Here is a 25,716-nt window from a genome sequence, read left to right on the forward strand (position 1 = left end):
TGTGGCGCCTGCGGCGCGAGGCTACGGGAGCTGGGGCTTGGCCCTCTTGGCGGCGAGGAGCTGGAGGAGCACCTCGTCGCGCTGGCGGAGGGTCTCGTCCCAGTCGTGCCCGGCGAGCTCCTCCGCGACGCCCTCGGCCATCACGGGGATGTAGTCGTCGGTCTCGGGGTACTCGCCCAGGGTGCGGGCCCACTCGCGCTGGGCCGGGCCGATGTGCTCGAGCACGTGGGTGATGCCGCCGTCGCCGCCGGAGGCGTGCAGGTTGAGGAACGGGCCGAGCAGGGCCCAGCGCAGCCCGGGTCCGTAGGAGATGGCGGTGTCGATGTCCGTCACGCTCGCCACCCCGGTCTGGACCAGGTGGAACGCCTCGCGCCACAGCGCCACCTGGAGCCGGTTGGCGACGTGCCCAGCCATCTCCTTGTTGATGCGGATCGGCTTCTTGCCGATCTCGGCGTAGAAGGCGAGCGCCTTGTCGACGCTCTCCGCGGAGGTCTGCCGACCGCCGAGGACCTCGACGAGCGGGATCAGGTGCGGCGGGTTGAACGGGTGCCCGAGGACCATGCGCTCGGGGTGCGTCATCCCCTTCTGGACGTCGGAGATCAGCAGGCCCGAGGAAGACGTCGCGATGAGCGCTCCCGGGGCGAGCGTCGACTCGATCTCGGCGAGCATGGCCCGCTTGATCTCGAGTCGCTCCGGCCCGTTCTCCTGGACGAACTCGGCGTCGCGCACGGCGTCGGCGATGGAGGCGGTGAACCGGAGGTTCTCCTTCGACGCGCCGTCCTCGAGCCCGAGAGTCTCCAGCGCGGGCCAGAACTGCTGGACCCAGGTGCGCAGGCGGTCCTCGGCGCCCTCGGCGGGGTCCGCGGCGACCACTGTGAACCCGCGGGAGAGGTAGTACGCGGCCCAGCTGGCGCCGATGACGCCGGTGCCGACGACGGCGATGGTGCGGGAGGTGTTGCTCATGACTCTCACTTCTCTCTGAGTACTGATGCCGGCCGAGCGCGGTCGCGCTAGCGGGCCGTGGCGCTCGTGGTGGTGACGTCCTCGAAGGTGCGGTCGCGGCTCAGGAGCGCGGCTCCGAGGACCATGACCGCGGCGGTGGCGGCGAAGACCAGCAGCGGGACGGTCCAGCCGCCGGTGAGGTTCGACAGCAGTCCGCCGAGGAACGGGCCGACGGTGCCGAACGCGTAGCCGATGCCCAGGCTGAACCCGGTGACCGCGGCGGAGCCCTCGGGGGTGCGGGTGCGGCGGTTGAACATGACCATCGCGAAGGGGAACGCCCCGCCGGAGATGCCGGCGACGAAGGCCCACACGGCCCCGGCGCCCGGGGCGGCGATGATGCCGAGGTAGCCGACGGCCGAGGCGATCGGGAACACCGCGCCGAGCAGGAGGGGGTTCTTCAGCCTGGAGGCGATGATCGGGGTGATCAGGGCCATCGGCAGCGTGAGGAACGTGTAGATCGAGTACATCCCCGCGGCCTCGCCCTCACTGAGACCCTGCGCCTGGAAGATCGTGGGCAGCCAGGCGAGCATGGCGTAGGTGTTCAGGGCCGCCATGCCGTAGAAGATGGCGCCGCCCAGCGAGACCGGGTTGGTGAACAGCTTGCGGGCGCCGAACTTCTGCGCCGGCGCGGCCGCCGTCGTGCCGGCCTTGTCCGCCTGGCCCGAGCGCACGGCCGCGAGGGTCCACGGCAGCGCGGCGAGGATCATCAGCCCGGCGTAGGAGGCGACCGAGGTGCGCCAGCCCACGGCGTCGGCCATGGGCACGGCCAGCATCGCGGGGATGGTGGCGCCTGCCTGGGTCATCAGCGTCAGCACGGACATGGCGGTGGCCTGCCGGTCCGCGAAGTACCGCTTGACCAGGGGCGGGCCCACCACGTTGCCCATGCCCATCCCGAACAGCGCGACCAGGCCGAAGAGCAGGAAGCCGACCGGGGAGTCCCCGAGGACGCGCAGGATGGTCCCGGCGGCGCCGAGCCCCAGGGCGACGACGGCGATCCGGGCCGGACCGTACCTCCGGATGAACGCCGGGGCGATGAACCCGGCGAGGCCGAAGGCGATGGTGGGGAGCATGCCCAGGATCGTGGTGCCGACGGCGCCGAGGGCGACGTCCTCGCCGATGCGGCCCAGCAGCGGGGAGATGCCGGTGACCGCGTGGCGCAGGGAGAGCGCCAGGAGGATCAGGCCGACGAAGTAGAAGATGCGACCGCGCCAGGGCTGCCTGGCCGGGGCGGCCGGGGCCGCGTCCACGCCGGGCAGACCGTCCGGCGCGCCGGTGGTCCCGAGGGTGCGGGTGTCGGCGGCGGTCATGACGCCGCCTTCGAGTCCGCGTCGATCGGGAAGAGCTGGCCGGAGATGGTCCGTCCGTGCGGGCCCGTCAGGAACAGGACCAGCGCGGCGATGTCGGCAGGGTCGATGAAGTCCTTGATCGACTGGTTGTTCAGCGCGTTGGTGGTCTCCTCCTCCACGGTGGTGCCGTTGGCCTTGGCGCGGCCCTCGAGAACGGCGGCCATGCGCGGCCCCTTGACGGCGCCCGGGTGGATCGTGTTGGCGGTGATGCCGAACTCACCGAGCTCGAGCGCGAGGGTCTTGCTGAAGCCGACCAGCGCCCACTTGGTGGTGGAGTACGCGATGCGGTTGGGGTAGCCGAAGCGCCCGGCGAGGGAGGACATGGTCACCACGGAGGCGGCCTCGGACTCCTTGAGCAGCGGGATCGCGCGCTGGGTGACGTTGAAGGTGCCGTGGAGGTTGACGTCGACGACGGCGCTCCAGGCGTCGAAGGCCAGCTCCTCGGCCGGGGCGGTGGGCCCGGAGATGCCGGCGTTGTTGACCAGGACGTCGAGCCCGCCGAGCTCGCGGCGGACGTCGGCGAACATGGCGTCGACGGCGGCGGGGTCGCTCACGTCGGTGACCGATCCGGTGATGTTCTCGTTCGCCGCGGTGACGGCCTTGACGGCCTCCGCGTTGACGTCGGCGATGTGAACCCTGGCACCGGTGGCGGCATAGGCCTGTGCGATGGCGAAGCCGATGCCGTTGGCACCCGCCGTGATGAGAACCCGCTGAGTCATGGTCTTACCTTTCTGAGATGCACCCGCCGGTCCAGCAGATGCCTTGCGTGGAAGATACATAGGCGACAAGTGTTATCGCGCTAGGCAAATTCCGAGCAGTGCCGTGAGGCCGGTCACCCGCCGGGGCGCGGCACGAGAAAGCGCCAGCCCCGGACCCGGAAGGGGTCCAGAGCTGGCGCTGGCGCGGGCCTGAGGTCCGCGGAATGGCTGCGGACCTCAGGCCCCGGGGGTGCCGTTCGCCTCGTACAGCTCGAGCATCGCGTCGGCGACCAGGCCGGCACGCTCGGGCCCGAGGACGTCGATGAACTGGGAGCGGTTGATGTCCGCCACGAGGCAGCGCAGCTCGGCGGCGAGCTCGACGCCCGCGGGGGTGAGCTCGAGGTAGGTGACCCGGCGGTCCTCAGCGCAGGCCGTCCGGACGACAAGTCCCCGGCTCGCGAGCTTGTCGGCGATCTTGGTGAAGCCGCCGCTGGTGAAGGACGCCGCGCGGGCCAGCGTGTTCATCGGCGCCCGGCGCTCCGGCCCGGCGCCGAGCTGCAGCATGGTCTGCGCCTCGGCCGGGTTGAGCGAGAACGCGGCCTTGATGGCGGCCTGCACACGCGCGTTGGTGGCCTCGAAGCCCCGGATGACGCGGCCCCAGAGCTGGACGGCGGCGTCGTCGTCGACCGTCGGGCGGACGGCTGTCTTGGTGTCGGCGTTCATCGGGTCACTTCCGGTCGGCGGGATGATGCTCGCTCTCTTCCATACAAGCAAGTTGGCCGAAAGTAAATTCCCGGCACGCGTCGACGCCCTCCCGTCGGACGCGCGGACGCCGCGGGCGGAGCAGTCCCACCACCCACGGCGCCCTGCGTGAAGACCTCCGGCCGATCAGGACCCCGCGAGGCTGGGCGCGAGGGTCGGGGCGGCGACGCGCCCTCGGGAGGCATAGGCCCGGAGCACGGCGAGCGTCGCGGCGAGGAAGACCAGCTGCAGCAGCGTCCGCGGGAACAGCGCCATGGTCTGGGCACCCTCAAGGGCGGCGCCGCTCACGGCGGCGTACACGTTCGCCGGGTACATCACGACGAGCAGGGCGCTCAGGCCGCCCGCCGCCCACGCGACCGTCCGAGGAACGAGCAGCCCGACCGCGCCGGCCAGCTCCAGCACGCCCGTCACGGTGACGAGCAGAGCCGGCTCCGGGAGCACGGGCGGAACCATGCTGATGAGCTCCTCGCGCATCCCCACGAAGTGGCTGACGCCGGTGAGCGTGAACATCGCGGCCAGGCCGCCGCGCAGGGCGACGGGCCAGGAGCGAAGGCGTGCGACGCCGGCGGCGCCGGCCGCCCAGACCGCCAGCGTGACGACGACGAGAACGATGAACGGTGCCATGCGATCCTCCAGAGATCTTGTCACTGACAAGTTGCCAGTACGAGAACCGTAGGCGCCGACCATCAACTTGTCAATGCCTAGATTGGGCTATGCTCGGTCCGTGTCCACCGCTCGCCCGTACCACCACGGCGACCTCCGCCGCGCCGTCCTGTCCGCCGCCGTGGCGGCGATCCCGGAGGTCGGCCCGGCGGGTCTGAGCCTGCGGGACCTGGCGCGGCGCGCCGGCGTCTCCCACGCGGCTCCGGCCCACCACTTCGGGGACAAGGCGGGGCTCCTCACCGCGGTGGCGGCCGAGGGCTACGAGCTGCTGGCGGAGGCGCTGACGACGGCCCAGCAGAGCACGGACGACTTCCTCGAGCTCGGCGTGGCCTACGTCCGCTTCGCCGTCGAGCACCGCGCCCACTTCGAGGTAATGTTCCGGCCCGATCTGTACCACCCGGACGATCCCGCGCTGCTGGCCGCCCAGCGGCGCGCCGGAGCCGCCCTCTACGGCGGGGCGGCGTCGGTCCCGACGGGCCGGCGCGGGGAGGACGTGCGCGTCGCCGGCATCGCCGCGTGGTCCCTCGTCCACGGCTTCGCCAGCCTCTGGCTCACCGGTGCGGTGCCCGCCGACCTCGGCGACGACCCGGAGGCGGCTGCGCGCGCCGTCGCCGGTGTCCTGTTCCGCGAGCCCTGACCTGACTCCTCAGTGCCGCAGCGCGTCCAGGTGCTCCGGCCGCACCTGGACGACGTCCGCGGCGTACTCGCGGTGCCGGCCGAGGAACGCGTGGATGTACGGGCACACCGGGACGATCTTCAGCCCGGCGGCGACGGTCTCGTCGAGGGCGAACGCGGCCAGCTTCGACCCCAGGCCGTGCCCTTCGTACGCCTCGTCGACCACGGTGTGGAAGAAGACGCGCTCCCCCGTGCCGTCGTCGGGCAGGTAGTGCGCCTTCCCGATGACCTTCCCGTCGTCGACCAGCTCGAAGCGGTGGCGGTCGGCGTTGTGGCGGACGGTGATCGTGGTCGTGTCCATGGTTCTCCAGGGCCGGGTCCTGCGACGACGGATGGGTCAGCGGGCGCTCACGGACGTGCCCGGACCGGGTGCCGGCTCACGATCGACACCCGGTTGTAGGCGTTGATGGCGATGGCCGCCCACGCCAGGGCGGAGTACTGCTCGTCGGTCAGGCTCGCGCGGGCGCGGGCGAGCTCGTCGGTGCGGGTCTCCTCGTCGGGCAGGGACGTGACGGCCTCGGTCACCCGGAGCGCGGCCGCCTCGACGTCGGAGAAGAGGGACGTGTCCCGCCAGGCGGAGAGGACCGCCAGGCGCTGGGCGGTCTCGCCCGCCTCCATCGCCTGCCGGGTGTGCAGGTCGAGGCAGTAGGCACACCCGTTGAGCTGGGACGCGCGCACGTTCATGAGCTCCACGAGGGTGCGGGGAAGGCCCGTCGCGTCGGTGGCGGCGCGGACCTTGAGCACGAAGGCGTTCAAGGACTTCCAGACGGCGGGGTCCGACTTGTCGAGGTGGAGATCGTCCGGCGTGCTCATCGCTCTCCCGGTGCTGGGTGCGTCGTTCCCGACGATCCTCCCAGGCCCGGGGCCGCACCGCCCGAGGTCCGGACCGCGCCCGGCGCGCGGGCGGCCTCCAGCTCGGCGATCAGGGTGCGCGCGTCGTAAGGCCCGACGTGCCGGGTGTCGCCGATGAAGAACGTCGGGGTCCCGCGGGCCCCGCTCGCCTCCGCGTCGGCGACGTCCTCCCGGACCCGGGCCGCGTGGCGCTGCTCGTCGACGTCCCGGAGGAACTCCTCGACGTCGAGACCGAGCTGCCCGGCGTAGCCGGCGAGGTCCTCGACCTCGAGCTGGTCCTGGTGGGCGAAGAGCAGGTCGTGCATCGGCCAGAACCGGCCCTGGGCGTCCGCGGCCTCGGCCGCCGCGGCGGCGAGCTCGGCGTGGGGGTGGACGTCCGGCAGCGGCAGGTGGCGGAAGACGTACCGCAGGTCGTCGCCGAAGTGCTCCCGCACCTCCTTCGCCACGCCGGTGGCCCGGGCGCAGAACGGGCACTCGAAGTCGCCGTACTCCACGAGGGTCAGCGGCGCCGTCGCCGGCCCGAGCAGGTGGTCGCGCCCGGGGTCCACGGGACGTGCGAGGGCCGTGGGCAGCGCCGCCGTCGTCTCCCCGAGCAAGAGCGCCGCCAGCCGGAACACGACCGCCCCGAGCGCGATGGCCAGGACCAGCGCGAGCAGCACGCCGACGGTGGCCTGGCCCCGGAGCTCCGGGTCGTCGAACGCCAGGCTGATGATCAGCAGGGACACGGTGAAGCCGATGCCGGAGAGCGCGCCGCCCGCGGCCACCTGGCCGGGCCCCACACCCTGCGGCAGGCGCCCCAGGCGCAGCCGCACGCCCGCGAGCGCGAACCCGCCGATGCCCACGAACTTGCCGACCACCAGCCCGATGACGACGGCCCACGTCACCGGGGAGGCGAGCGCCTCGGCGAGCACGCCGCCGCGCAGGTCCACCCCGGCGTTCGCGAGCGCGAAGACGGGCACGATGACGTAGCTCGTCCAGGGGTGCAGCACCAGCTGGAGCCGCTCGTTCACGGGGACGGCGCGGGTCAGCGCGTCCCGGGCGGAGCGGCCCACCTCCGCCATCGGGGACTGCCGGAAGGCGCGGAACCGCGTCGCCGCCCCCTCGACGTCGTGCCGCCGCAGCGCGAAGGCCGGGATGAGCAGCCCGGCGAGCATCCCGGCGATCGACGCGTGCAGGCCCGACGCGACGGTGGCGACCCAGACCACGAGGGCGACCGTGACGTAGGGCCAGGTGCGCCAGGCGCCCACGCGGTCGAGCACCGCGAGCGCCACGAGCCCGGCCGCGGCGACGAGGAGGGCGGGCACGTCGAGGCGGTCGGAGTAGACGACGCCGATGACGGTCACCGCCACGACGTCGTCGACCACGGTGAGGGTGAGGAGGAAGACCCGCAGCTGCGTGGAGGCGGCGGGACCGACCAGCGCGAGGGCGCCGAGCATGAACGCGGTGTCGGTGCCGATCACGACACCCCAGCCGCCGGCGGCCTCGCCCGCGGGGGCGACCAGCAGGTAGAGCAGCGCCGGGACCACCATGCCGCCGACGCCGGCGACCACGGGGATGACGATCCGGCGCCGGTCGGTCAGCTCCCCCACGGCGAGGTCGCGACGCACCTCGAGACCGACGACGAAGAAGAAGACGGCCATGAGGCCGTCGTTGATCCAGTGGCCGAGGTCCATCGCCAGGGCGGCGTCGCCGATGCGGAGCGAGACCGGGGTGGCCCAGACGGCCTCGTACGCACCGGACCACGGGGAGTTGGCCCAGGCCAGGGCGACGGCGGTCGCCGCGACCAGGAGCAGGGCGCCGGCGGCCTCCGTGGCGAGGAACCGGCGCAGCGGGCCGGACAGCTGGCCGGAGAGCTGGCGCCGGCGGGTCTGACCGGACGACGATCCGCTGCTCCGCACCCTCACAGGTTACTGAGGAGGTCGCGCCGGCCTGCCCGGTCCGACCGGGTCAGCGGCGCACGGCGAGCGTGTCCAGGCCGTCCGCGTCCCAGTCCCCGACGAGGACGGCGTCGCACGCGCGGCCGTAGACGGAGACGGTGTCGGCGACGCCCGACGCGATGGCGTTCTTGACGTAGTAGGTGTTCGACCGGCGCACGGCGAAGGTCTCCCGGCCGTCCCCGTCCCAGTCGCCGACGAGCGTGACGTCGGCGGCCCGGCCGTAGTAGGCGACCTGGTCGGCCACCCCCGACGTGAGGGTGTTCCGCACGTGGTAGGCGTTGCCGCGACGCACCGCCAGCGTGTCCACGCCGTCGCCGTCCCAGTCACCGACGTAGACGGCGTCGTCTGCCTTCCCGTAGTGGACGACCTTGTCGGCCGGCCCGCCGGCGATCGTGTTCTTGAGGTGATAGGCGTTGCCGCGACGCACCGCGAGGGTGTCGACGCCGTCGCCGTCCCAGTCGCCCCGGAGGACGACGTCACCCGGCCGGCCGTAGTAGATCGTCCGCTTCGCCTCGCTGCCGTGCCCCTCGGGCACGTGGAAGGCGCTCCCCTGTCGAACGGCGATCGTGTCGATCCAGTCGCCGTCCCAGTCGCCGACCAGCGCCTGGTCCTCATAGCCGCCCCAGATGAAGGTGTGGGTGGCCGTCGGGCCCCAGGTGTTGCTGAGGAAGAACCGCGTGCTGAGCTGCGGGCGGTCCGTGCAGTTCTCGACACCGATCCAGCGGTCCGCATGGGTGACGGCGCCGTCGAGGTCGCGAGCGGCGTAGCGGACGCGGCCGAAGTTCGCCACCGTCTGCCTGGCCGGCGGCGGCGTCGTCAGACTGACCGTGATCTCCGGCTCGTCGTGCACGCCGGGGAACCCGGCGTCCCACTCCTCCGCCGTCACGAGCGGCAGGTCCCAGCCGTCGTAGTCGTCGAAGACCGACACCCCCGACAGGGGGTCGAACCGCTCCCCCGCGCAGATGAGGATGCCGTCGAGGCCGAAGATGCCGGGCGGTTCGTTGTCGGGCGGTGCGCTGCTGGCTGCGGCGGGGAGGCCGGCACCGGCGACGACGAGCAGCGACGTGAGGCCGACGATGGCCGGACGGGGAAGCGGCACGGGAGTTCCTTCTGAGCGATCGAGTCATCGCAACGTAGCCGGGACCCACCGGCCGCGTACGCCTTTTCGGGACGCCTCTCGACCGATCTTCGCCACGGTCGTGCCTCCCGCTGCCGCGACGGTCATGAAGGGCTGCTGAGCGTTGACTTCGCGGACGCGCGGCGTGACGCTCGGGCTGACGCTGCCGAACCGCAATGGAGTCGTGGGCATGATGTCGGACCACAGGTTCGTCGAGACCCCCGTCGGCCGGCTCGCGGTGCGCACCCGCGGTGAGGGGCCACCCGCGGTACTGTGGCACAGCCTGTTCGTCGACGACCGGTCGTGGCACCGGGTCGAGGACGAGCTAGCCGCCGAGCGGCGGCTGATCCTCGTCACGGGACCGGGCCACGGGCGCAGCGGCGACCCAGGGCGCCGCTACACCATGACGCAGTGCGGAGCCGCGGCCGTCGCGGTCCTCGACGAGCTCGGCGTCGAGGAGCCCGTGGACTGGGTGGGCAAGGCCTGGGGCGGCCACGTCGGCGTCATCGTCGCGGCGTACCTGCCGCCGCTCGAGGCCCCCGGGGCGACCGTCGACCACCTGCGCCGGTTCTGGGCGGCACACCCGATGTCCCCGCCCGCCTGACCGGGTCCGGCCGGAGCCCGCTCACGGTGACCGCCGCTGAGGGGCAGGCTCCGAGCCGGTCGCAGCTTCTCCCGTCTCCGGGCAACTCGTGGCAACCCGTACGTCCCGGCGGCGCGCTCGCCGATGATCGAGACGGTCGGGCGGGCGAGAGCCGCCCCGACCGCCGTCCGAACATCGATGTTCCACCAGGGAGAGAAGTCCTATGCCCCGTCTGTTCCGCCGTCGTCCCGCGCTGGCGACGCTGTCCGTGACCTGCGCCGGCGCCCTCGGCCTCGGTCTGGCGGTCCCGGCCAGCGCCGGTCCGCGCCACGACCCCGAGCCCGATCCCGTCACCGCCTCCCTCGCCGCCGTCCCCGAGGTCCAGGGCCCCATCGCCGAGACCGACGAGAGCTACCTGTGGTCGACGATGGAGCGCGCCCGCGAGCCCTTCGACGTCGCCGACCGCGGCTACGTCGAGGAGGAGTACTTCCTCTCCGGCACCGCCAACGTCTACGACAACGCCGGCGGCGAGCTCGAGGTCGTCACCGAGGACGTGCCGTACGTCAACAACATCCTCGTGCGACGCCCGGCGAAGAAGTCCGACTCCTCCGGCGTCGTCCTGGTCGACATCCTCAACGCCTCCAACGGCTTCCCCGGCGAGGACCACTGGCGCCGCATGTGGGACTGGGCCATGGCGGAGGGCCACACCGTCATCGGCGTGACCTCCAAGCCGATCCAGGTGGACGCGCTGAAGAACTTCGACGCCGAGCGGTACGAGGAGCTGACCTGGGACGTCGAGGACGTCGACCGCGAGCCCATCGTCGCCGACCCGTCCGACCCGGCCTCGTTCAACCCGTTCATGGTCGTGCCGGGCGCCGAGGAAGGCCTGGCGTGGGACATCTTCACGCAGGTCGGCACCCTCCTGGACAGCAAGGACGGCCGCGCCGTCCTCGGCGGGCAGAAGGCCAAGACCGTGCTGCTCATGGGCCAGTCCCAGTCCGGGGTGTACCTCAACACCTACGCCACGAACTTCCACGAGGCGGTGACCGAGGCCAACCGCGGTCCCGTGTTCGACGGCTACCTCAACACGGTCGGCGCCGTCATCGAGCGGCCGCTCCGCCAGGCGGAGACCGACGGCTTCGTCACCGTGCCGGGTTCCGAGCCGGCCCTGGACGTCCCGTTCATCACCGTCACCTCCGAGGGCGACGCCGGTCTCTTCGGCGCGCGCACCCTCGCGGCAAAGGACCTCCCGGAGAACCGGCGGCACTGGCAGGTGCCGGGCACCCCGCACACCGACCTGCTCTCCCCCGTCATCCCCGCCGACGAGGAGATCTACAAGGCGGGCCGGCTACCCAACACCCAGGTCCACGACCCGGCGTTCCGGGAGTCGCTCAACCTCTACCCGATCGAGCCGGCCGTGATCGCCGCCGCCGACGCGCTCGTGTCCTGGAGCAAGAAGAACCAGGAGGCAGCGCCGTCCCAGTGGTTCGACCAGGCCGACGGCGCACTCGTGCGCGACTCCTCCGGCAACGTCACCGGCGGGGTGCGGTACGGGCTCATCGAGCACCCGCTCGGGCAGTACCTCGGTGCGGCCAAGCCAGGCGCGGTCTACGGCTCGGACGAGCTGATGACGGCCGAGGAGTTCGCCGCGGCGTACGGGACGCGGGAGGACTACCTCGCGCTGATCGCCGAGGTCGACGCCGCCCAGGTCGAGGCCGGGTACCTCACCGAGTGGGGCGCCGAGTACTTCCAGGGCGTCGCCAGCACGCTGCTGGACCGCATCGGCGTCCCGGCGGCGTGACGACCGCACCCTGAGTCCCAGACGACGCTCAGGCCGGCTCGACCTCGAGCACGGGCAGCTTGTTGAGGGCCATCATCATGTTGTTCATGTGACGCTCTCCGTCGCCGACGGTGATCCGGCGCACCCGGCGGGCGAGCGCGCCGATGACACCGTACGCCTCCAGCCGGGCCAGGCCCTGACCGGCGCAGCCGTGCACCCCGTAGCCGAAGGACAGGTGGTCGATCGGGTTCCGGCGGACGTCGAACGTGTCGGGGTCCTCGTAGTGGCGGTGGTCCCGGTTGCCCGAGCCGTACAGGACCGCGATGCGGTCCCCGGCGGGGATCGGCTGCCCGTCGACGTCGAAGTCCTTCTTCACGAGCCGCGCGAAGGCGTGGACCGGAGACTCGTAGCGCAGCACCTCGTTGAAGGCCGAGGGGATCAGCGACGGGTCCGCGCGGATCAGGTCGAACTGGTCCGGGTGGGTGGCGAGCTGACGGATGGCGTTGCCGATGGCCGCGATGGTCGAGTCCATCCCGGCCGCGACGTACTGGTGGATGATGTGCCCGCAGCTCTCGAGCGGGATGTCGCCGCGCTCGCCGGCGTCGAAGATCGCGCGGCCCATGCTGCCCTCGGCCAGGTCCGAGGCCTTGACCTGCAGCGACCACTGGAAGAGCTCGCCCGCGACCGGGAAGCTGTCGATGGTGCGCTGGTTCATGGGGCCGAGCACGTTGAACGCGGCCTCGCCCCACTGCAGGATGCGAGCCCGCACGTCGTCCTGGACGCCGATGAGGTCCGCGACCACCTGGAGCGGCAGCGCCCGGGCGAGGTCGTCGATCGCGTCGAACGAGCCCTGCTGGACGAGCCGCGCGACCATGGCGTCGGCCTTGGCGTCGATGTCGGCCTTCATGCCGCGCAGCGCCCGCGGGGTGAGGTTCTCGGTCAGCGCCGCGCGCAGCGCCGTGTGCTCCGGCGGGTCGGTCGTCAGGGACGTCCCCTGCAGCGCCTCGTTCATCTGCTCGTTGAAGGCGACCTTGTTGGAGGAGAACACCTCCCAGTTGGCCAGCGCGTCGCGGATCTGGTCGTATCGCGTCAGGGCCCAGACGCCGTTCTTCTCGAGCCGGACCACGGAGGCCTGCTCGCGGAGCTGCGCGAAGTACGGGTAGGGGTCGGCCAGGACCTCGTCGGAGAAGAGGTCGATCTCGGATGTTGCCATCGTGTCCACGGTCATCAGGCACCTCAGGGCTTGGGGGTCGGAGGGGGGCGGGACCCGCGTCGGCGCGGGTCCGTCGTCGGGCTGGGGTCAGGCGGGGACGGCGGCGGGCACCGGGACCCTTGTCTCGGCCGGGGCGAGGCCCGGGGCTGCGGCGGCCAGGCGGCGCAGCTTCGGGACGGGGATCCGGTAGTTGACGGCGACGGCGGTGCCCGAGCCGTCCGCGTGCTCCCAGCGCAGCAGCGCGGGGCCGTCGGCGGGGTCGCCGTCGACGATCTCGGGGGCGCCGGCCACCGGCGTGAAGCCGGACGCTTTGAGGCTGAGGCCGAACTGCTCGGTCCAGAAGTACGGCTGGAGGTCGAGCTCGGGCGCCTCGTCTCCGCGGACGAGGGCGGCGGCCGCGACCTTGCTCTGGTCGATCGCGCTCGTCCACAGCGGCACGCGGCGGGCGCCGCGCCGGGTGCGGATGGTCGCGACGTCGCCGGCGGCGACGACGTCGGGCCGCACCCGTCCCCGGGTGTCGACCTCGAGCCGGCCGTCGGTCAGGAGCCCGCTGGTGGCGAGCCACTCGAGGTTGGGGTCGTCGCCCACGGCGGTGACCACCAGGTCGGCCTCGAGGACGGACCCGTCGGCGAGCACCACCTGGGAGCGCGCGCCGGCCCGGCGGAGCCCGACGGCGTGGGTCGGGGCGATCGTGAGCCCGCGCCGGAGGCCGGCCGCGACGAAGACGTCGGACAGGTAGGACCCGAGCTGGTCCACGAGGGGGCGGCCGTAGGAGGCGAGCGTGACCTCGCAGCCGGTGGCGAGGCAGCCGGAGGCGACCTCCATCCCGAGGGGACCGCCGCCGACGACGACGACGCTCGGCCGGTCGGCGAGGCGACGGCGCAGCCGCTCCGCGTCCTCGAGCGTGCGCAGGGTGAGCTCGCCGCCGCCCGCGCCGTCGTCGTGCGCCTCGCCGGCGCCCGTCAGGCGCCGCGCCCGCGAGCCGGTGGCGATGACCACCGCGTCGTACGGGACCTCCTCGCCGTCACCGAGGACGACGACCCTGCGCGCGACGTCGAGACCCGCGGCGCTCACGCCGAGGAGCTCGGTGGCCTCGTGGGTCGGGGCCGGAAGGAGGTGGGACGTGACGTCCTCGCCGTCGAGGAGCGCGGCCTTCGACAGGGCGGGCCGGCTGTACGGGGCGTGGCGCTCGTCCCCGATGACGGTGAGGTCACCGTCGAAGCCCGCGGCGCGCAGGGAGTCGCCGGCGGTGAGGCCCGCGATGCCGTTGCCGACGACGACGACGCGGCGCGGCGCCCCCATCAGGCGATCCGCAGGGCCGCGACGGGGCAGACGCGGGCCGCGGCCTTGGCGAGCTCGACGTCCGGACCCTCGACCTCCTCGACGTCGAGGACCAGCTCCCCGTCGTCGTCGAGGTGCATCAGCTGGGGCGCGGCCTCCTCGCAGAGGCCGTGACCCTCGCAGCGCGGGCGGTCCAGGATGATCTTCATTGCTGTCTCCGAGCTAGGCGTCGTGGCGGCACTGCCGACCTTGCTTTACACAGCAGTGTGTGGGTTGACACAGTGTCAGGCAAATAAATAGTGCGCATCAGCAACATGCACGGCGTGCACGTGGGCTGGGAGCCTGGTCATGCACCCGCCGAATCTGCGCCGTGGTGCCACATTCGCTTGACGCACGTGCCTCGGCGGCTGGAGAGTGTGCCCGCGGATCACGAGCCAACAAGAGGGGTGTGCGGTGACCACGACGGCGGGACTGGCCTGGGCGGTCAAGGACAGCCTGGTCTCCTACGTGGAGGCCCTGGCGGACGGGGTGGTCGAGGCGCTGCCGCCCGCCTCCCGCTCGGAGGCGGGGTTCTGGTTCCCTCTCACGGACGCCGGAGGCTCCGGCGTCGTCCCGCTCGAGGGCGCGCTGCAGTTCCGCGGCGCCATCCGGCTGTCCGGGCACTGGGGCGCGCTCGACGTCGAGCTGCGCGACCCGCACGTGGAGCTGGACGGCCGGCGCGGGACGCTGCTGATCCGGGACCGCGGGAGCCGCGACCCCGCGGCGATGCTCCCGTTCGCCGACCTCACCCTCGCCGAAGAGGCCGGCGACGACGGCGGGGCCGCGCCCGTCGAGGTCGCGGCGTCGCTGACCGGCCACGGCCGCCTCCTGCTCGGCGGCCAGTACGCCGTCGGAGAGCCGCTGAGCCCGCTGCGCATCACGCTCCCGCCGCGCCATGGATGACGCGCGCCGTGGATGACGAGCGCGACGCGTCGACCTCGGACGCGGATCTCACCCGGCTGGCGTCGGTCAACCTCAACCTGCTGGTGCCGCTGGCGGCGCTCCTGGAGGAGCGGTCGGTGACCCGGGCGGCGGCCAAGGTCGGGCTGTCGCAGCCGGCGATGAGCCACGCGCTGCGCCGGATGCGCCGCCTGCTGGGAGACGACCTCGTGGTGCGGCGCGGCAGCGCGATGACGCTCACCCCGCGGGCGGTGCAGCTGCTCCCGCCGCTGCGGCGGGTGCTGCAGCAGGCGGCGCGCATCGTCGACTCGGCACCCTTCGACCCGGCGGTGGACCGCCGGCTGATCACCGTGTCGATGACGACGAGCACGGCCCTCGTCCTCGGCAGCACCCTCGCGCGGCTGCTGGCCGAGCGGGCCCCGAACGCGGTGCTGCGGCTGCTCACCTCGACCATGACGTCGGGCACGATGTTCACCGAGGACGGCGCGGACGTCGCCCTGCTCACCGGGGGCTTCACCTCGCCCTACCCGCGCGAGCGGCTGTACGACGACCGGTGGGTCGTCATCACGAACTCGACCGCGCCGGCGGAGGCGGGTGCCGCCGAGCTGCTCGCCACGCTGCCGCACATCGCCTTCGACTCGGCCACGTACCGCTCCCGCCCCTACGACATCCTCGACGCCGAGGGCGTGGCGTACACGGTGCGCCACCGCGTCTCCGACAACCTGCTCATCCCGCAGCTGATCTCCGGGGCCGGCGGGGTCGCGGTGCACCGCTACCGGGTGGCGACGGCGATGAGCCGCTACCTCGACCTGCGCATCGAGGAGTTCCCGTTTCCGATCGAGGGCCTCGGCATGAACATGGTCTGGAACCCGTGGCTGGCCGACGACCCGTTCAAGGACTGGCTGCGCGGGATCCTGCTCGAGGCGGCCGCGTCGCTGGAGCCGCACGCACCGGCCTGAGTGCCCGGAGCTCGCCCGGCGACGTCACGGTGGAGCGCTTCACCCGCGGGGTGCAGGCGCCGCTGGACTCCTGAAGGTCCGCTGAAGGTCCGCGCCCCACCTGCCCCACGGACGGACAGCCTTCGGGGGACGACGACGCCCCGGACCCGACGGGGCCCGGGGCGTCAGACGGTCGGTCGGGTCAGCGCGCCGATCCGGCCAGCGCCGGCTCGCGCTCGGCGGTCCTGGCCGTCGCCCGAGCGGCGAGGACGGCGTCGAGACTGAAGCGCCCGGCCCCGGCCGCGATGAGCGCAACCGCGCCGGCGGCGAGGGCGAGGACGAGCTCGTAGCCGTTCTCCATCACCCAGATGCCGAACGGCAGGTGCACGATGACGAGCGCGCCGACCATGTTGATGGTCAGGAGCGCCGCGAACAGCGGGGTGAGGAGCCCGAGGATGAGGGCCGCACCGCCGACGGTCTCGACGATGGCCGAGAACCACGCGGACAGGCCGGGGGCGGGCACGCCCATGCCCTCGAAGGCGGCCGCGGTCCCGGGCATGCCCCAGGTCAGCATCTTCTGCAGGCCGTGGGCCAGGAAGACGATGCCCAGCGCGACGCGCGCGACGAGCAGCAGGACGTCCTTCGCGGTTCCGGAGGCAGGGGTGAAGAGCGTGGAGAAGTTCATGTGAGGTCCTTCGCGTTGTCGTTGCCGGGCGTCCCGGCGCGGCATGTGCGTGGGCGGGTCGGAACCGCCGCGACCCGGCCGAGGACGGGCGGCGAGACCGCCGCCCACCGCATCACCGCGACCCGGCCGCGCCGCGGAGAACCACGCTCGCACCAGGACCCGCGCCGGCCGGACGTGCACACCGTAGCACAGATTGTTGATGATTCAACTGTCGAGTCGTGAGGCCGCTGACTGCGAGGGGCTCAGCCCTCTTGAGATGCGCGGGCCCAGGCCCTGTCTCACCCTGGTGCAGCCATCTGCTGATCCGGAGAGGAGCATCATGCCCACCACCGTCGCTGAGACCATGACGCCGCAGCCGACCACGATCCGGGCGGACCAGAGCGTGCGGGAGGCCGCCCAGCTCATGGACGCCCAGGACATCGGGAACGTGGTCGTCGTCGACGACGGTCGCGTCGTCGGCATCGTCACCGACCGCGACATCGTCGTGCGGGTGCTCGCCGCCGGCGGGGGACCCGACGACGAGATCCGCCGCGCGTGCAGCACCGAGCTCGTCACGGCGTCCCCGGACGACCCGGTCGACGCCGTCGTCCAGCTCATGCGGGACAAGGCGGTGCGCCGCGTCCCGGTGATGCGCGGCGACGAGCTCGTCGGCATCGTCTCGCTCGGCGACGTCGCCATGGAGCACGACCCGAACTCCGCGTTGGCGGAGATCTCCGCCGAGCCGCCCAACGAGTGAGCGCCTACGCCGGCGCCCTCGTTCGCCTGTGATCCGATCTCGGTCCGAGGCGTCCCGCCGGGGAGGCTCACCCAGGAAGGTGCGCCTCCCCGCACGCGCGAGCCAGTTATTTCATACCGCCGTAACCCGCTTTTAAATGCCAGCCTCGAATGCTTTTTCCGTGCTTCAGATATGCCCCGACCAAATCGCTGCGAGGCAAACGAGATGTAGTTAGCGTGACGCCCCCAGGAGCGTTCTCGGGCGAATGGCTCCGATGCAGGACCCGTGAATATGGACGCTCCGCGAACCCACGCTCGACCACCTCGGGAGGACGCATGCGAAAGACCCTCGGCACCGTCGCCGCCACCGCCGTTCTGGGCACCGCCCTCGCAGGGTTTGCGCCCATGGCAGCCGCACAGCCGGACCCGTTCCCACCCGCCAACGCTCCCCAGCCTGCCCCGGGCAGCTTTGATCTCCCTGCAGATCCCCTGTTCTGCGACTTCCCCGTCCGCCTCGAGCTCGACGGCAAGAGCAAGGTGATCGATCAACCGGACGGAAGCACGCTGTCCATTTCTCCGGACTTCAGGGTCACGGCCTCCGGGAACGGGAACACCGCGACCTACGTCATTACCGGCAGCATTCGGACGACCACCCTGGAGAACGGCAACACGGTGCTCGAGTACCGCGGGCGGAACCTCGTCGGCGACCCGACGACGGGACTCGCCATTCTCGTCGGCAACTTCACCTTTATCTCGGACGCTGAGGGGAACCCGGTCCAGACCGTCGAGGGGGAAGGCCAGATCATCAGCGTGTGTGACGCGCTCGCTCCGTGATCCGCGTTGTCCCCGACCGAGCCTCGCGCGCCTCCTCGGGTCACGCGGCCGCGACGAGCCATGCGGGCACGGCACCCGTGAGGGCGCCCGATGCGCCCTGCGTGACCGTCATCGCCGTGACCCAGACGATGTAGGCGTCCACGGCGGCGACGAAGAGCAGCTCGCGCCTCGAGCCGGCGTTCCCGAGCAGCGGCAGCGCGAAGTGGCCGTTGTTGCGCCACAGCGGCGTCGCGAGGACGGGCCTGGGCCGCAGCGGCCACAGCAGCGGCACGCCCTGGGAGGTGAGCGCGTCGCCGGCCAGGTGGCACAGGCAGCCCAGGACCACCGCGGCGGGCAGCCACCAGGTGGTCTCCGGCGCGAACCAGGCGGCGAGCGTCGCGACCGTCAGCGAGACGGCCCACGACGAGAGCCACCCGCGGGTCAGCCGCAGCGCCTTCGCGGCGAAGGCGACGAGGAGCACGGTGATCAGCCACGCGCCGAGCTGGAAGTGCTCCTCCCCGAGCGGGACGCGCACGGCGGACAGCGCCCGTGCGATCAGGCCCGCGCCGAGGACGCCGACCAGGGAGTGGGTGGCGAGCCGGTGGCCGCCGGAGAGGAAGCCGAGGCCCCGGGCGACCCACCGGGACACCGGCGGCAGCGACCGGGCGATGGTCCCGGCGTGGTGGTCGGCGTCCAGGAGCAGCGCGGCGCCCGCCGTCGCGACCGCCCCGGCGAGGACCTCGGCGGGCGGGAGCGGCACCCAGCCGGCGGTCCAGGGCACCGTGGCGGTCACCGCCAGCCAGGCCGCGGCTCCTGTCGTGGCGTGCGCGTGGCTCATCATCGTTCGGGTGCCTCCAGGCGGTCGCGGACACGTCATCCTCGACCACGACACCGACATCGCTCGGTCCCGTCCCAGGGCGACCGCGCACTTCGCCGACTCGGCGTCCCGTTTGCACCACGACGGCGGCCGGAACTCGGCATCATCGCCGCGTGAGCTACGACATCACTCTCGTGGGCCGTCGGGCGGGCCAGAGCTGGGACGACGCGTTCGGCGCCGTGGACACGGTCGTGGGCCTCGTGCTGTGGCGGCGCGCGCGTCGCTGATCAGCTGCTGAGCGCACCGGGCCCCTGAAGGATCCCGAGCCACGCGCTCACGGCGAGCACGGCCGCCAGCACCGCGACCACCCCCGCCACGAGCGCCCGGTCCGTGCGGGTCACCCGCACCGGTCGCCACGTGGTCCGCGGCTCCAGCCCGAGCCCGCGCGACTCCAGCGCCTGCGCCATCCGCTCTCCCTTGCGCACGGAGACCACGAGCAGGGTGAACACCACCCCCGCGAGGTGCCGCGGGCCGCGCGGGGGCCGGCCGCCGTCGCGCAGGGCGGCCCGCACGGTGTGCGCGTGCGCGATGGTCGACCACTCGCGCGGCATCTCCTGCAGCATCCGGTAGCCGGCAAGGATCGCGTAGGTGACCCGCGCCCCGAGCCGGGCATTCTGGTGCAGGCTCGTCATGAGGGCGACGCCGTCGGTGGACAGCAGGAACCCGATCGCCAGCACCCCGATCAGCAGGGTGCGTGCCGCGAGCGCCGCACCCACGCTCAGCCCCTCCTCCGTCACCCGCAGCAGGCCGGCCTGCCAGAGCACCGTGCCCGGCCGGGCGAGCGCGTTGACCACGAGCACTCCGACCGCGAAGAGCAGGAACGGCACGTGCGCCACCAGCAGCGCCCGGGCGGGCACCCGCACCGACGCCGCCACGCCCGCGAGCGCCAGCAGGTACAGCACCGCCGGGGTGACCGGGTCGAGGACGAGGACGACGACGAGCGAGACCAGCGTCAGCAGCGCCAGCTTCACGGTGGGGTTGCGTCGGGCCAGCGGCGAGTCCGCGACCGGCGCGGCCGTCAGCGCGCTCACCGCTCCTCCCCCGCCGCCGGCACCGCGCCGTCCAGCTCGCGCAGCACGTGGCCGACGGCGGAGCCGGGCACGTGGTCGAGCAGCCAGGACACCAGGGGCGGCAGGGCGAGGCCGGCGCGGGCGAGCACGTCGGCGTCGCCGAGCACCTGGGCGGTGGGCCCGTCGGCGAGCACCCGGCCCGGTGTACCGGCCCTGCCGGAAGGACCGTCACTGCCTGCGGCGCCGACCCCGCCGGGGGCGCGGTCCACGCCGGGGGCGCCGTTCCCGTCGAGGGTGCCGGCCCCGTGCCCGAGCACCACCACGCGGGTCGCCAGCGATGCCACCAGGCGAAGGTCGTGGCTGACGAGCACCACCGCTCCCCCGTCGGCGGCGACCTCCCGCAGGGCAGCGGCGGTGGCGATGCTGTCGCGCCGGTCGAGGCCGAGGGTGGGCTCGTCGGCGAGGAGCACGGGCCGGTCGTGGGCGAGCATCGCGGCGAGGCTGAGCCGCCGCTTCTCCCCGCCGGACAGGCGGAACGGGTTCTGGTCCGCCAGGTGCTCGAGCCGGTGGCGGCGCAGCTGCCGCGGCACCACACGCTCGGCGACCTCGGCCGGCAGCCCGTGGGCGATCTCCGCGCGCACGCTGGTCGCGAGGAACTGGTGCTCGGCGTTCTGGAACACCAGCCCCGGCCGCGGGCCCTCGACCCGCCCGGCGAGCGGCTCGAGCAGGCCCGCGAGCGTGAGCAGCAGCGTCGACTTCCCCACGCCGTTCGCCCCCAGGATCGCGACCACCTCGCCGGGGCGCACGGTCAGGTCGACACCGGCGAGCACCGCACCCGGCGCGCCGGGAGCCGGCTCTCGTCGCCCGCGCCGCCACCGCCCGCGCTTCGCGCCCGCAAGTGCCACGTCCCGCCCCACGGCGAGGCCGCGGGCGGTGAGCAGGGGCGTGGCATCCGCAGGCGTCGGCGCGACGGCGGCCTCGACGGGCGAGGACGGGCGGTCCGGCGCCTCGGCGGCGAGCCGGTGGAGCAGCTCGGTGTTAGCCGTCGCCGCGGGGCCACCCGCCGCGCCGGTGAGCGCGAGGAGCTCGGCGTCCAGCGGCAGCCAGCACCCGGCGGCGTGCAGCTCGTGGGCGTGGTCGCGCAGGACGACGGCGGTGGGGCCGTCGGCGAGCACCTCCCCGGTCCCGGAGAGCGCGAGCGCCCGGGTGGGCAGGCCCGAGACGCCGTCGGCGCCAGCCCACTCGTCGAGCCGGTGCTCGACCAGCACCACCGCGGGCGCGTACCGCGCGACCGCCCCGGCCAGCGCGCCGCGGACGGCGGCGACGCCCGCGGGGTCGAGCATCGACGTCGGCTCGTCGAGGAGCAGCACGTCCGGCTCGGCGACCATCGCCGCGGCGAGCGCGACCCGCTGCGACTCCCCGCCGGAGAGCGTCGCCGTCGCCCGGGAGCGCAGCTCGCCCGCGCCGGCGGCCCCGAGCGCCGCGGCGATGCGCGGGCCGATCGTCGCCGGGTCGGCGCCGTGGTTCTCCAGCGGCAGGGCGAGCTCCTGCTCCACCCCGGGCAGGCACACCGCCGCAGACGGGTCCTGCGCGAGGACGCCGAGGTGCCGGGAGCGCTCGACCACGGGAGTCTCGTGCGTCGTCGTGCCGACGGCGACCGCACCGGCGAGGGTGGCGGTCACGGTGTGCGGCACCACCCCGGTGATCGCGTGGAGCACCGTGGACTTCCCCGAGCCGGAGGCCCCGAGGACGACCAGCTGCTCCCCCGGCGCCAGGCGCAGCGACACCTCCCGCAGCACCGGCTCCGCGCGCCGGGGGAACGTCACGGTGACGTCGCGCAGCTCGACGACCGCCCCGGTGCCGTGTGCATCGCCGGCGGCTGCCCCGGCTGCCGCGCCGGCGGGCGTCCCGGCGCCGGCCCGGACCGGGGCGGCCGGCTGGGTCACGCCCGCCCCAGGTCCCGGCCGATGGCGAAGTTGTCGACGACGCCGGTGCGCGCCAGGGCGTCGACGATCACCTTGCCGAGCAGGCCGCCCAGGACGATGCCGGAGACGCACTGCATGGCCAGGCGCAGGAGGAAGATGTCCTGCCCGTACCAGCCGGCCCGGAACGCGGAGTAGAAGAACACCAGCCCCGCGCCGAGCAGGCCGGAGAGGGCGAAGACGCCCCAGCCGAACCGGCGGTAGCGGGTCAGCGCGAACGGGATCTCGCTGCCGGCGCCCTGGATCGCGGCGGCGATGAACAGCAGCGGCCCGACCGGCGAGCCGAGGAACACGACCTCCACGACGGAGGCGATGACCTCGGCGATCACGCCGGCGAACGGGCGGCGGATGATGGCGATGGCGAGCGGGGCGACCAGCAGCCAGCCGCCGAAGAGGACGTGCTGGGCGAGGTCGCCGGCGGGGCCCATGAGGATGCTCAGGCCGTTCCAGGCCTGGACGAGCGCCCAGTAGGCGAAGCCGAAGACGACGCCGAGCACGACCATGAGGACGAGGTCCCTCATGGCCCAGCGCGGGCGGGCGGTCGTGGTGGTGGGTTCGGTGGTGGTCATGCGATCGGCGAGCCGACGGAGACGGTCAGGTGGGTGACGACGTGCGGCACGTGGGCGCCGACCTGGGCCCAGGCGTCGACGGCGGTGGCCAGGACCTCGGCGACGTCGCCGGTGAGCTTGGTGGCGTAGTGCGCCGGGCTCAGGGTGCCGCGCTCGCGGGCCACGGCGATGGCGGCCTCGATGTGGGCCATGTGGTCGCCGTCGTCGGACCCGCCGTCGATCAGCGGGTAGAGCGACCAGTGGGCGGCGGCGCGGATCCCGGTGGGCTCGACCGCCACCGGGTCCGGGCTGGGCAGCCCGGTGACGGCGAGGTTGCAGGAGACCTCGCCCGGGCAGCCGCGGGAGAGCAGCACGTGGGCGACGACGTGCCCGCCGCCCGAGCGGCGCGAGGACGCGGCGATCACCGCGGCGAGGTACGCGGCCAGGCGCTGCTCCGCCGGGGCGGCGGTGGCGCCGACGTAGGTGCTGACCTCGTCGGTGTCGATGACCAGGCCGTCGGTGAGGCCGGCGGCCTCGACGTCGGCGAGCGCGCCGAGGATGACCTCGACGAAGCCGTCGGTGTGGGGGTGGATGCTGAACCGCATCCCGATGCCGAGCTCGGCCGGCGTGGGTGCGGCCGGCGTCGTCGTCTCGTCGATCTTCGTGCTCATCACGGTCCCTTCTCGGGCCCGCGGGTACTTCGAGACCCACGCCGACGCATGGCTGCGCCGGGCGGGTGCCCTGCTCCCTACGCCGGTACGAACCGGATCAGGTAAACGGGTCTGCGGACTCTCCGCACTCTCAGCGCCGTTCGGCGCTCCCCGGGGGTATGCGCCGAACCTAGCCACGTCGGGGCGTGAATGTCCAGGATGTCCGGCCTACGGTACCGGGCGGCGGTCAGCACGGCCGGGTCTCGCGGTCGTAGCGCATCGTGCGCCCGGTCGCCCGGGACCTCCGACCCACGCACGCCGGCCCGTGCACGGAGGAGTGTGGTGGTGGACCACCGGGACGAGCCGAGGAGGGGCCATGAGCGAGACCGCGGAGCGGCGGGACACGGACGCCCGCACCGCCGAGGAGATCCGGCGCCACCACGCGGTGATGGTGGCGGACCTGGACCGGCTCAGCGCGGCGCTCGTGGAAGCGGCGGAGTCGGGGGCCGACGTCGCGCCGGCGCGGTCGGCGCTGCTGGAGTGGATCACCACGGTGCTCGTGCCGCACGCCGCGCAGGAGGAGGAGACGACCTACCCCGCCGCGGCAGGGCTCCCCGAGGGCCACCTGCTGATCATGGGCATGCTCGCCGAGCACGACGTCATCCGCCACTTCGCCGGCCTGGTCCGCGGCACGAAGAACCCGGCGGCTGCCGGTGCCTACGCGCGTGCGCTGTACGAGACGTTCGCGAGCCACCAGCGCAAGAAGAACGACTACATCCTGCCGCTGCTAGTGAACGAGCCGTCGGTCTCCCTGACCGATCTCATGTCGAACTCGCACGGCCACGCCCACCACCACTGACGCAGCGATTCAGGTTGGCATTCTCTGACGAGCAACGTATACAAACTGGTCGACGCGTCGACGCCTCGGTGAGGACTTCTCCTCGTCACCAATACCACGATGAACCCACGGGCCAGCACGTCCGTTTCGCCAACAGTAAACCTCGACGCATGGAATGCTTCCAGCAACTGGCGAGCGGGACCTGTGGGGGCTGACGTGCTATTCGAAGACACGCAAATCGACGACGAGGTCGAACAATCGAGGCACCTTGATCGAGCGGGCCGCCGCATCAAAGTGATGATCGTGGTGAAGGCTGCCCCGCAGCCGTCGAGGACCTACGGCGACACCGTGTGCGTTGCGGGCATCGCAATCGTTCCTGGGCCGCCGCGCTGGGTCCGGTTGTATCCGGTCCCCTTCAGATACCTGGACGGCGAGAAGCGATTCCGCAAGTACGACATCGTTGACGTTAAGGTTTGAGGCGCAGGGTCGGACACTAGGCGTGAGTCGCTCAAGATAGACGCGCACAGCCTTGCAATCGAGAATCACCTCAAGACATGGGGCCGCCGCGCCCAGTGGGTTGAACCTCTAGTTGGACCCTCGATGTGCGAAGTCCTAGACAGAGTTCGCGCGGACATGCACTCCGTTTCCCTTGCTGCGATACGACCTCGGGAAGTTACGGGCATTGAGATATCACCACATCGCGGTTGGTCACCCGACGAGTTGGAGCGCTTCCGGATCTATTCCCAGCAGGGCGACCTGTTCCAGGAGACGCCACCTAAGTTGTTGGACGCCCCGCCTTTTGAGGCACGACTGAAATATTGCTGCAATGAGCGCGACTGCACCTCACACACTCAGCGCATCATCGATTGGGAGCTCAACGCGCTCCAACACAGCCTTCGCCACCACCCCGAAGATCGACTCCGCGAATCGATTAAAAAGAACTTTTTCCACCAGATGTTCGGACGCGACAAACAACCGCTGATCTTCGTGGGCAATCAGGAGAACCCTCAACGACGCCAGTCCTTCACGGTACTGGGCGCGTACTACCCCAAGATCGGCGACACCCCAGGCGATAGCGTCCTCTTCTAGACCGAGGCAAGCTCCCGCTCCCGGTTATTTAGCGCCTCGAGCACCAACTGCCGGTGGCAGCAACGTTCGGCGTCCTCGTAGCACAGCACCACCACGGGGCCTTTGCGGGCATATTCGTATAATTGCTGCAGGGCAACTCCGGCGGCAGCGGTCGACAGCACTTCCGTCTGAAATCGCATGCGCGCGGCGTGACCTGATGGTCCGTCGGCATCGGCGAAGCCCGCCCTGTTGTCGCGCGGATTCCCCAAATCCGGGAGGTGCACGTAGTCGATTCCCTCCTCGGCGAGTGACTGAGAGAGTCGCTTCTTTGAAAATCCCGGTTTCCGGGATAGCGGCGTCAGCCGGACGTCAACGACCGTCTTCGCCTGCAAGCCACCAGCGTGGGCAACGAGATCGGACACCACTTTGCCCTCGTAACCCCATCCCGTGACGGGATGCCGTTTCCCAAGCCCCATGCTTCGCATCCTCGCACGTTCGCACGGAGACAGCCTCGTCGCTGTGGAGTCCGGCTGCCGGGCAAGTGGGTCTCGTCCTAGACCTGCCGCTCCCCGCGCAGGCCGTCGGCGGCGACGCCGACGTCGTAGGAGTGGAAGCCCGCGCCGTCGCCGTCCTCGTCCACCCAGGAGCGCTCGAACATCTCGTCGTGGCCGGAGATGACGGCCGCGACCCCGTACTCCTCGAACAGCGGGCTGTAGACGCGCATCGCGACGCCGGACTGGTTGTC

Annotated in this window: 29 protein-coding genes, 1 pseudogene and 1 riboswitch; of the genes and pseudogenes, 10 read left to right on the top strand and 20 right to left on the bottom strand. The window is 72.4% G+C overall.

Annotation, left to right across the window (positions count from 1 at the left end; translation table 11 throughout):
- Nucleotides 1–21 precede the first annotated feature (21 nt).
- The 5 genes from KZX45_RS17175 to KZX45_RS17195 form a co-directional block, all read right to left on the bottom strand.
- Complete coding sequence (locus tag KZX45_RS17175) at nt 22–963, bottom strand: 3-hydroxyacyl-CoA dehydrogenase NAD-binding domain-containing protein (RefSeq protein ID WP_248258980.1); 942 nt, start codon at nt 961–963, stop codon at nt 22–24.
- A gap of 47 nt (nt 964–1,010) precedes the next feature.
- Nucleotides 1,011–2,309, bottom strand: a complete 1,299-nt coding sequence (locus tag KZX45_RS17180) for a CynX/NimT family MFS transporter (protein WP_248258981.1) — start codon at nt 2,307–2,309, stop codon at nt 1,011–1,013.
- A complete protein-coding gene (locus tag KZX45_RS17185; RefSeq protein WP_248258982.1) occupies nt 2,306–3,067 on the bottom strand; it encodes an SDR family oxidoreductase in 762 nt (253 codons plus the stop codon). The genes KZX45_RS17180 and KZX45_RS17185 overlap by 4 nt, the downstream gene beginning before the upstream one ends.
- Before the next feature lie 216 nt (nt 3,068–3,283).
- Nucleotides 3,284–3,769: a MarR family winged helix-turn-helix transcriptional regulator gene (locus tag KZX45_RS17190; RefSeq protein ID WP_248258983.1), complete on the bottom strand. Its 486-nt coding sequence runs from the start codon at nt 3,767–3,769 to the stop codon at nt 3,284–3,286.
- Between the two features lie 165 nt (nt 3,770–3,934).
- Nucleotides 3,935–4,432, bottom strand: coding sequence for a DoxX family membrane protein (locus tag KZX45_RS17195; RefSeq protein ID WP_248258984.1), 498 nt, complete (start codon nt 4,430–4,432; stop codon nt 3,935–3,937).
- A gap of 100 nt (nt 4,433–4,532) precedes the next feature.
- Between KZX45_RS17195 and KZX45_RS17200 the strand changes: the two genes are divergently transcribed.
- Nucleotides 4,533–5,108 (top strand): TetR/AcrR family transcriptional regulator, encoded by a 576-nt coding sequence (locus KZX45_RS17200; protein ID WP_248258985.1) that lies wholly within the window; start codon nt 4,533–4,535, stop codon nt 5,106–5,108.
- Between the two features lie 9 nt (nt 5,109–5,117).
- On the opposite strand, the gene KZX45_RS17205 is transcribed toward KZX45_RS17200, so the two are convergent.
- From KZX45_RS17205 to KZX45_RS17220, 4 genes are read right to left on the bottom strand one after another with little or no spacing between them, the layout of a single operon-like run.
- Nucleotides 5,118–5,447: a GNAT family N-acetyltransferase gene (locus tag KZX45_RS17205; RefSeq protein ID WP_248258986.1), complete on the bottom strand. Its 330-nt coding sequence runs from the start codon at nt 5,445–5,447 to the stop codon at nt 5,118–5,120.
- A gap of 47 nt (nt 5,448–5,494) precedes the next feature.
- Nucleotides 5,495–5,959 carry a carboxymuconolactone decarboxylase family protein gene (locus KZX45_RS17210; RefSeq protein ID WP_248258987.1) on the bottom strand — a complete coding sequence of 155 codons (465 nt, stop codon included), beginning with the start codon at nt 5,957–5,959 and terminating at the stop codon, nt 5,495–5,497.
- Nucleotides 5,956–7,902, bottom strand: coding sequence for a Na+/H+ antiporter NhaA (gene nhaA, locus KZX45_RS17215; protein WP_374112610.1), 1,947 nt, complete (start codon nt 7,900–7,902; stop codon nt 5,956–5,958). The genes KZX45_RS17210 and nhaA overlap by 4 nt, the downstream gene beginning before the upstream one ends.
- A gap of 43 nt (nt 7,903–7,945) precedes the next feature.
- Nucleotides 7,946–9,034 (bottom strand): hypothetical protein, encoded by a 1,089-nt coding sequence (locus KZX45_RS17220; protein ID WP_248258989.1) that lies wholly within the window; start codon nt 9,032–9,034, stop codon nt 7,946–7,948.
- A 208-nt stretch (nt 9,035–9,242) separates the two neighbouring features.
- On the opposite strand from KZX45_RS17220, the gene KZX45_RS17225 reads away from it, so the two are divergent.
- Entirely contained in the window at nt 9,243–9,656 is a 414-nt protein-coding gene (locus KZX45_RS17225) for an alpha/beta fold hydrolase (protein WP_248258990.1), read from the top strand.
- A 202-nt stretch (nt 9,657–9,858) separates the two neighbouring features.
- Nucleotides 9,859–11,436, top strand: coding sequence for an alpha/beta hydrolase domain-containing protein (locus tag KZX45_RS17230; RefSeq protein WP_282453850.1), 1,578 nt, complete (start codon nt 9,859–9,861; stop codon nt 11,434–11,436).
- Between the two features lie 28 nt (nt 11,437–11,464).
- Here the strand turns inward: KZX45_RS17230 and KZX45_RS17235 are convergent, their stop codons facing one another.
- The 3 genes from KZX45_RS17235 to KZX45_RS17245 all read right to left on the bottom strand — a co-directional run bounded on the left by KZX45_RS17235 (nt 11,465) and on the right by KZX45_RS17245 (nt 14,118).
- On the bottom strand, nt 11,465–12,628 hold the full coding sequence (locus KZX45_RS17235; RefSeq protein ID WP_248258991.1) for a cytochrome P450: 1,164 nt from the start codon (nt 12,626–12,628) through the stop codon (nt 11,465–11,467).
- 87 nt (nt 12,629–12,715) lie between these two features.
- Nucleotides 12,716–13,930 (bottom strand): NAD(P)/FAD-dependent oxidoreductase, encoded by a 1,215-nt coding sequence (locus KZX45_RS17240; protein WP_248258992.1) that lies wholly within the window; start codon nt 13,928–13,930, stop codon nt 12,716–12,718.
- Nucleotides 13,930–14,118: a ferredoxin gene (locus KZX45_RS17245; protein WP_248258993.1), complete on the bottom strand. Its 189-nt coding sequence runs from the start codon at nt 14,116–14,118 to the stop codon at nt 13,930–13,932. The genes KZX45_RS17240 and KZX45_RS17245 overlap by 1 nt, the downstream gene beginning before the upstream one ends.
- A 244-nt stretch (nt 14,119–14,362) precedes the next feature.
- On the opposite strand from KZX45_RS17245, the gene KZX45_RS17250 reads away from it, so the two are divergent.
- Both KZX45_RS17250 and KZX45_RS17255 read left to right on the top strand, forming a co-directional pair.
- Nucleotides 14,363–14,851 carry an HtaA domain-containing protein gene (locus KZX45_RS17250; RefSeq protein WP_248258994.1) on the top strand — a complete coding sequence of 163 codons (489 nt, stop codon included), beginning with the start codon at nt 14,363–14,365 and terminating at the stop codon, nt 14,849–14,851.
- Nucleotides 14,852–14,859: 8 nt separating this feature from the next.
- Nucleotides 14,860–15,807, top strand: a complete 948-nt coding sequence (locus KZX45_RS17255) for a LysR family transcriptional regulator (RefSeq protein ID WP_248258995.1) — start codon at nt 14,860–14,862, stop codon at nt 15,805–15,807.
- 181 nt (nt 15,808–15,988) lie between these two features.
- Here the strand turns inward: KZX45_RS17255 and KZX45_RS17260 are convergent, their stop codons facing one another.
- A complete protein-coding gene (locus tag KZX45_RS17260; RefSeq protein ID WP_248258996.1) occupies nt 15,989–16,471 on the bottom strand; it encodes a DoxX family protein in 483 nt (160 codons plus the stop codon).
- 319 nt (nt 16,472–16,790) lie between these two features.
- Here KZX45_RS17260 and KZX45_RS17265 point away from each other — a divergent pair, with 319 nt between their 5' ends.
- Both KZX45_RS17265 and KZX45_RS17270 read left to right on the top strand, forming a co-directional pair.
- Nucleotides 16,791–17,207 (top strand): CBS domain-containing protein, encoded by a 417-nt coding sequence (locus KZX45_RS17265; protein WP_248258997.1) that lies wholly within the window; start codon nt 16,791–16,793, stop codon nt 17,205–17,207.
- A 314-nt stretch (nt 17,208–17,521) separates the two neighbouring features.
- Complete coding sequence (locus tag KZX45_RS17270; protein WP_248258998.1) at nt 17,522–18,019, top strand: hypothetical protein; 498 nt, start codon at nt 17,522–17,524, stop codon at nt 18,017–18,019.
- A 40-nt stretch (nt 18,020–18,059) separates the two neighbouring features.
- Here KZX45_RS17270 and KZX45_RS17275 read toward each other — a convergent pair whose 3' ends face one another.
- From KZX45_RS17275 to KZX45_RS17295, 5 genes are all read right to left on the bottom strand, one after another.
- Nucleotides 18,060–18,836 (bottom strand): metal-dependent hydrolase, encoded by a 777-nt coding sequence (locus KZX45_RS17275; protein WP_248258999.1) that lies wholly within the window; start codon nt 18,834–18,836, stop codon nt 18,060–18,062.
- 266 nt (nt 18,837–19,102) lie between these two features.
- The gene (locus tag KZX45_RS17280; RefSeq protein ID WP_248259000.1) at nt 19,103–19,906 is read right to left on the bottom strand and encodes an energy-coupling factor transporter transmembrane component T; all 804 of its coding nucleotides are present in this window, start codon (nt 19,904–19,906) and stop codon (nt 19,103–19,105) included.
- The gene (locus tag KZX45_RS17285; protein ID WP_248259001.1) at nt 19,903–21,831 is read right to left on the bottom strand and encodes an ABC transporter ATP-binding protein; all 1,929 of its coding nucleotides are present in this window, start codon (nt 21,829–21,831) and stop codon (nt 19,903–19,905) included. The genes KZX45_RS17280 and KZX45_RS17285 overlap by 4 nt, the downstream gene beginning before the upstream one ends.
- Nucleotides 21,828–22,436, bottom strand: coding sequence for an ECF transporter S component (locus KZX45_RS17290; protein WP_248259002.1), 609 nt, complete (start codon nt 22,434–22,436; stop codon nt 21,828–21,830). Before KZX45_RS17290 ends, KZX45_RS17285 begins: the two co-directional genes overlap by 4 nt.
- Entirely contained in the window at nt 22,433–23,086 is a 654-nt protein-coding gene (locus tag KZX45_RS17295; RefSeq protein WP_248259003.1) for a Ykof family thiamine-binding protein, read from the bottom strand. The genes KZX45_RS17290 and KZX45_RS17295 overlap by 4 nt, the downstream gene beginning before the upstream one ends.
- A gap of 55 nt (nt 23,087–23,141) precedes the next feature.
- Nucleotides 23,142–23,249: riboswitch (TPP riboswitch) on the bottom strand.
- Between the two features lie 192 nt (nt 23,250–23,441).
- Between KZX45_RS17295 and KZX45_RS17300 the strand changes: the two genes are divergently transcribed.
- From KZX45_RS17300 to KZX45_RS17310, 3 genes are all read left to right on the top strand, one after another.
- Nucleotides 23,442–23,924: a hemerythrin domain-containing protein gene (locus tag KZX45_RS17300; protein ID WP_248259004.1), complete on the top strand. Its 483-nt coding sequence runs from the start codon at nt 23,442–23,444 to the stop codon at nt 23,922–23,924.
- A gap of 195 nt (nt 23,925–24,119) precedes the next feature.
- On the top strand, nt 24,120–24,380 hold the full coding sequence (locus tag KZX45_RS17305; RefSeq protein WP_248259005.1) for a hypothetical protein: 261 nt from the start codon (nt 24,120–24,122) through the stop codon (nt 24,378–24,380).
- A 156-nt stretch (nt 24,381–24,536) separates the two neighbouring features.
- On the top strand, nt 24,537–24,992 hold the full coding sequence (locus KZX45_RS17310; protein WP_248259006.1) for a hypothetical protein: 456 nt from the start codon (nt 24,537–24,539) through the stop codon (nt 24,990–24,992).
- Here the strand turns inward: KZX45_RS17310 and KZX45_RS17315 are convergent.
- Together KZX45_RS17315 and KZX45_RS17320 are read right to left on the bottom strand one after the other, a co-directional pair.
- Complete coding sequence (locus KZX45_RS17315; RefSeq protein ID WP_248259007.1) at nt 24,989–25,447, bottom strand: DUF488 domain-containing protein; 459 nt, start codon at nt 25,445–25,447, stop codon at nt 24,989–24,991. The two genes, KZX45_RS17310 and KZX45_RS17315, sit on opposite strands and share 4 nt — an antisense overlap.
- A gap of 77 nt (nt 25,448–25,524) precedes the next feature.
- Nucleotides 25,525–25,716 (bottom strand): annotated as a pseudogene (locus KZX45_RS17320) (phosphoesterase); the annotation flags it as partial.

It is taken from the genome of Georgenia sp. EYE_87 (genome assembly GCF_023148685.1).
Taxonomy (GTDB): domain Bacteria; phylum Actinomycetota; class Actinomycetes; order Actinomycetales; family Actinomycetaceae; genus Georgenia.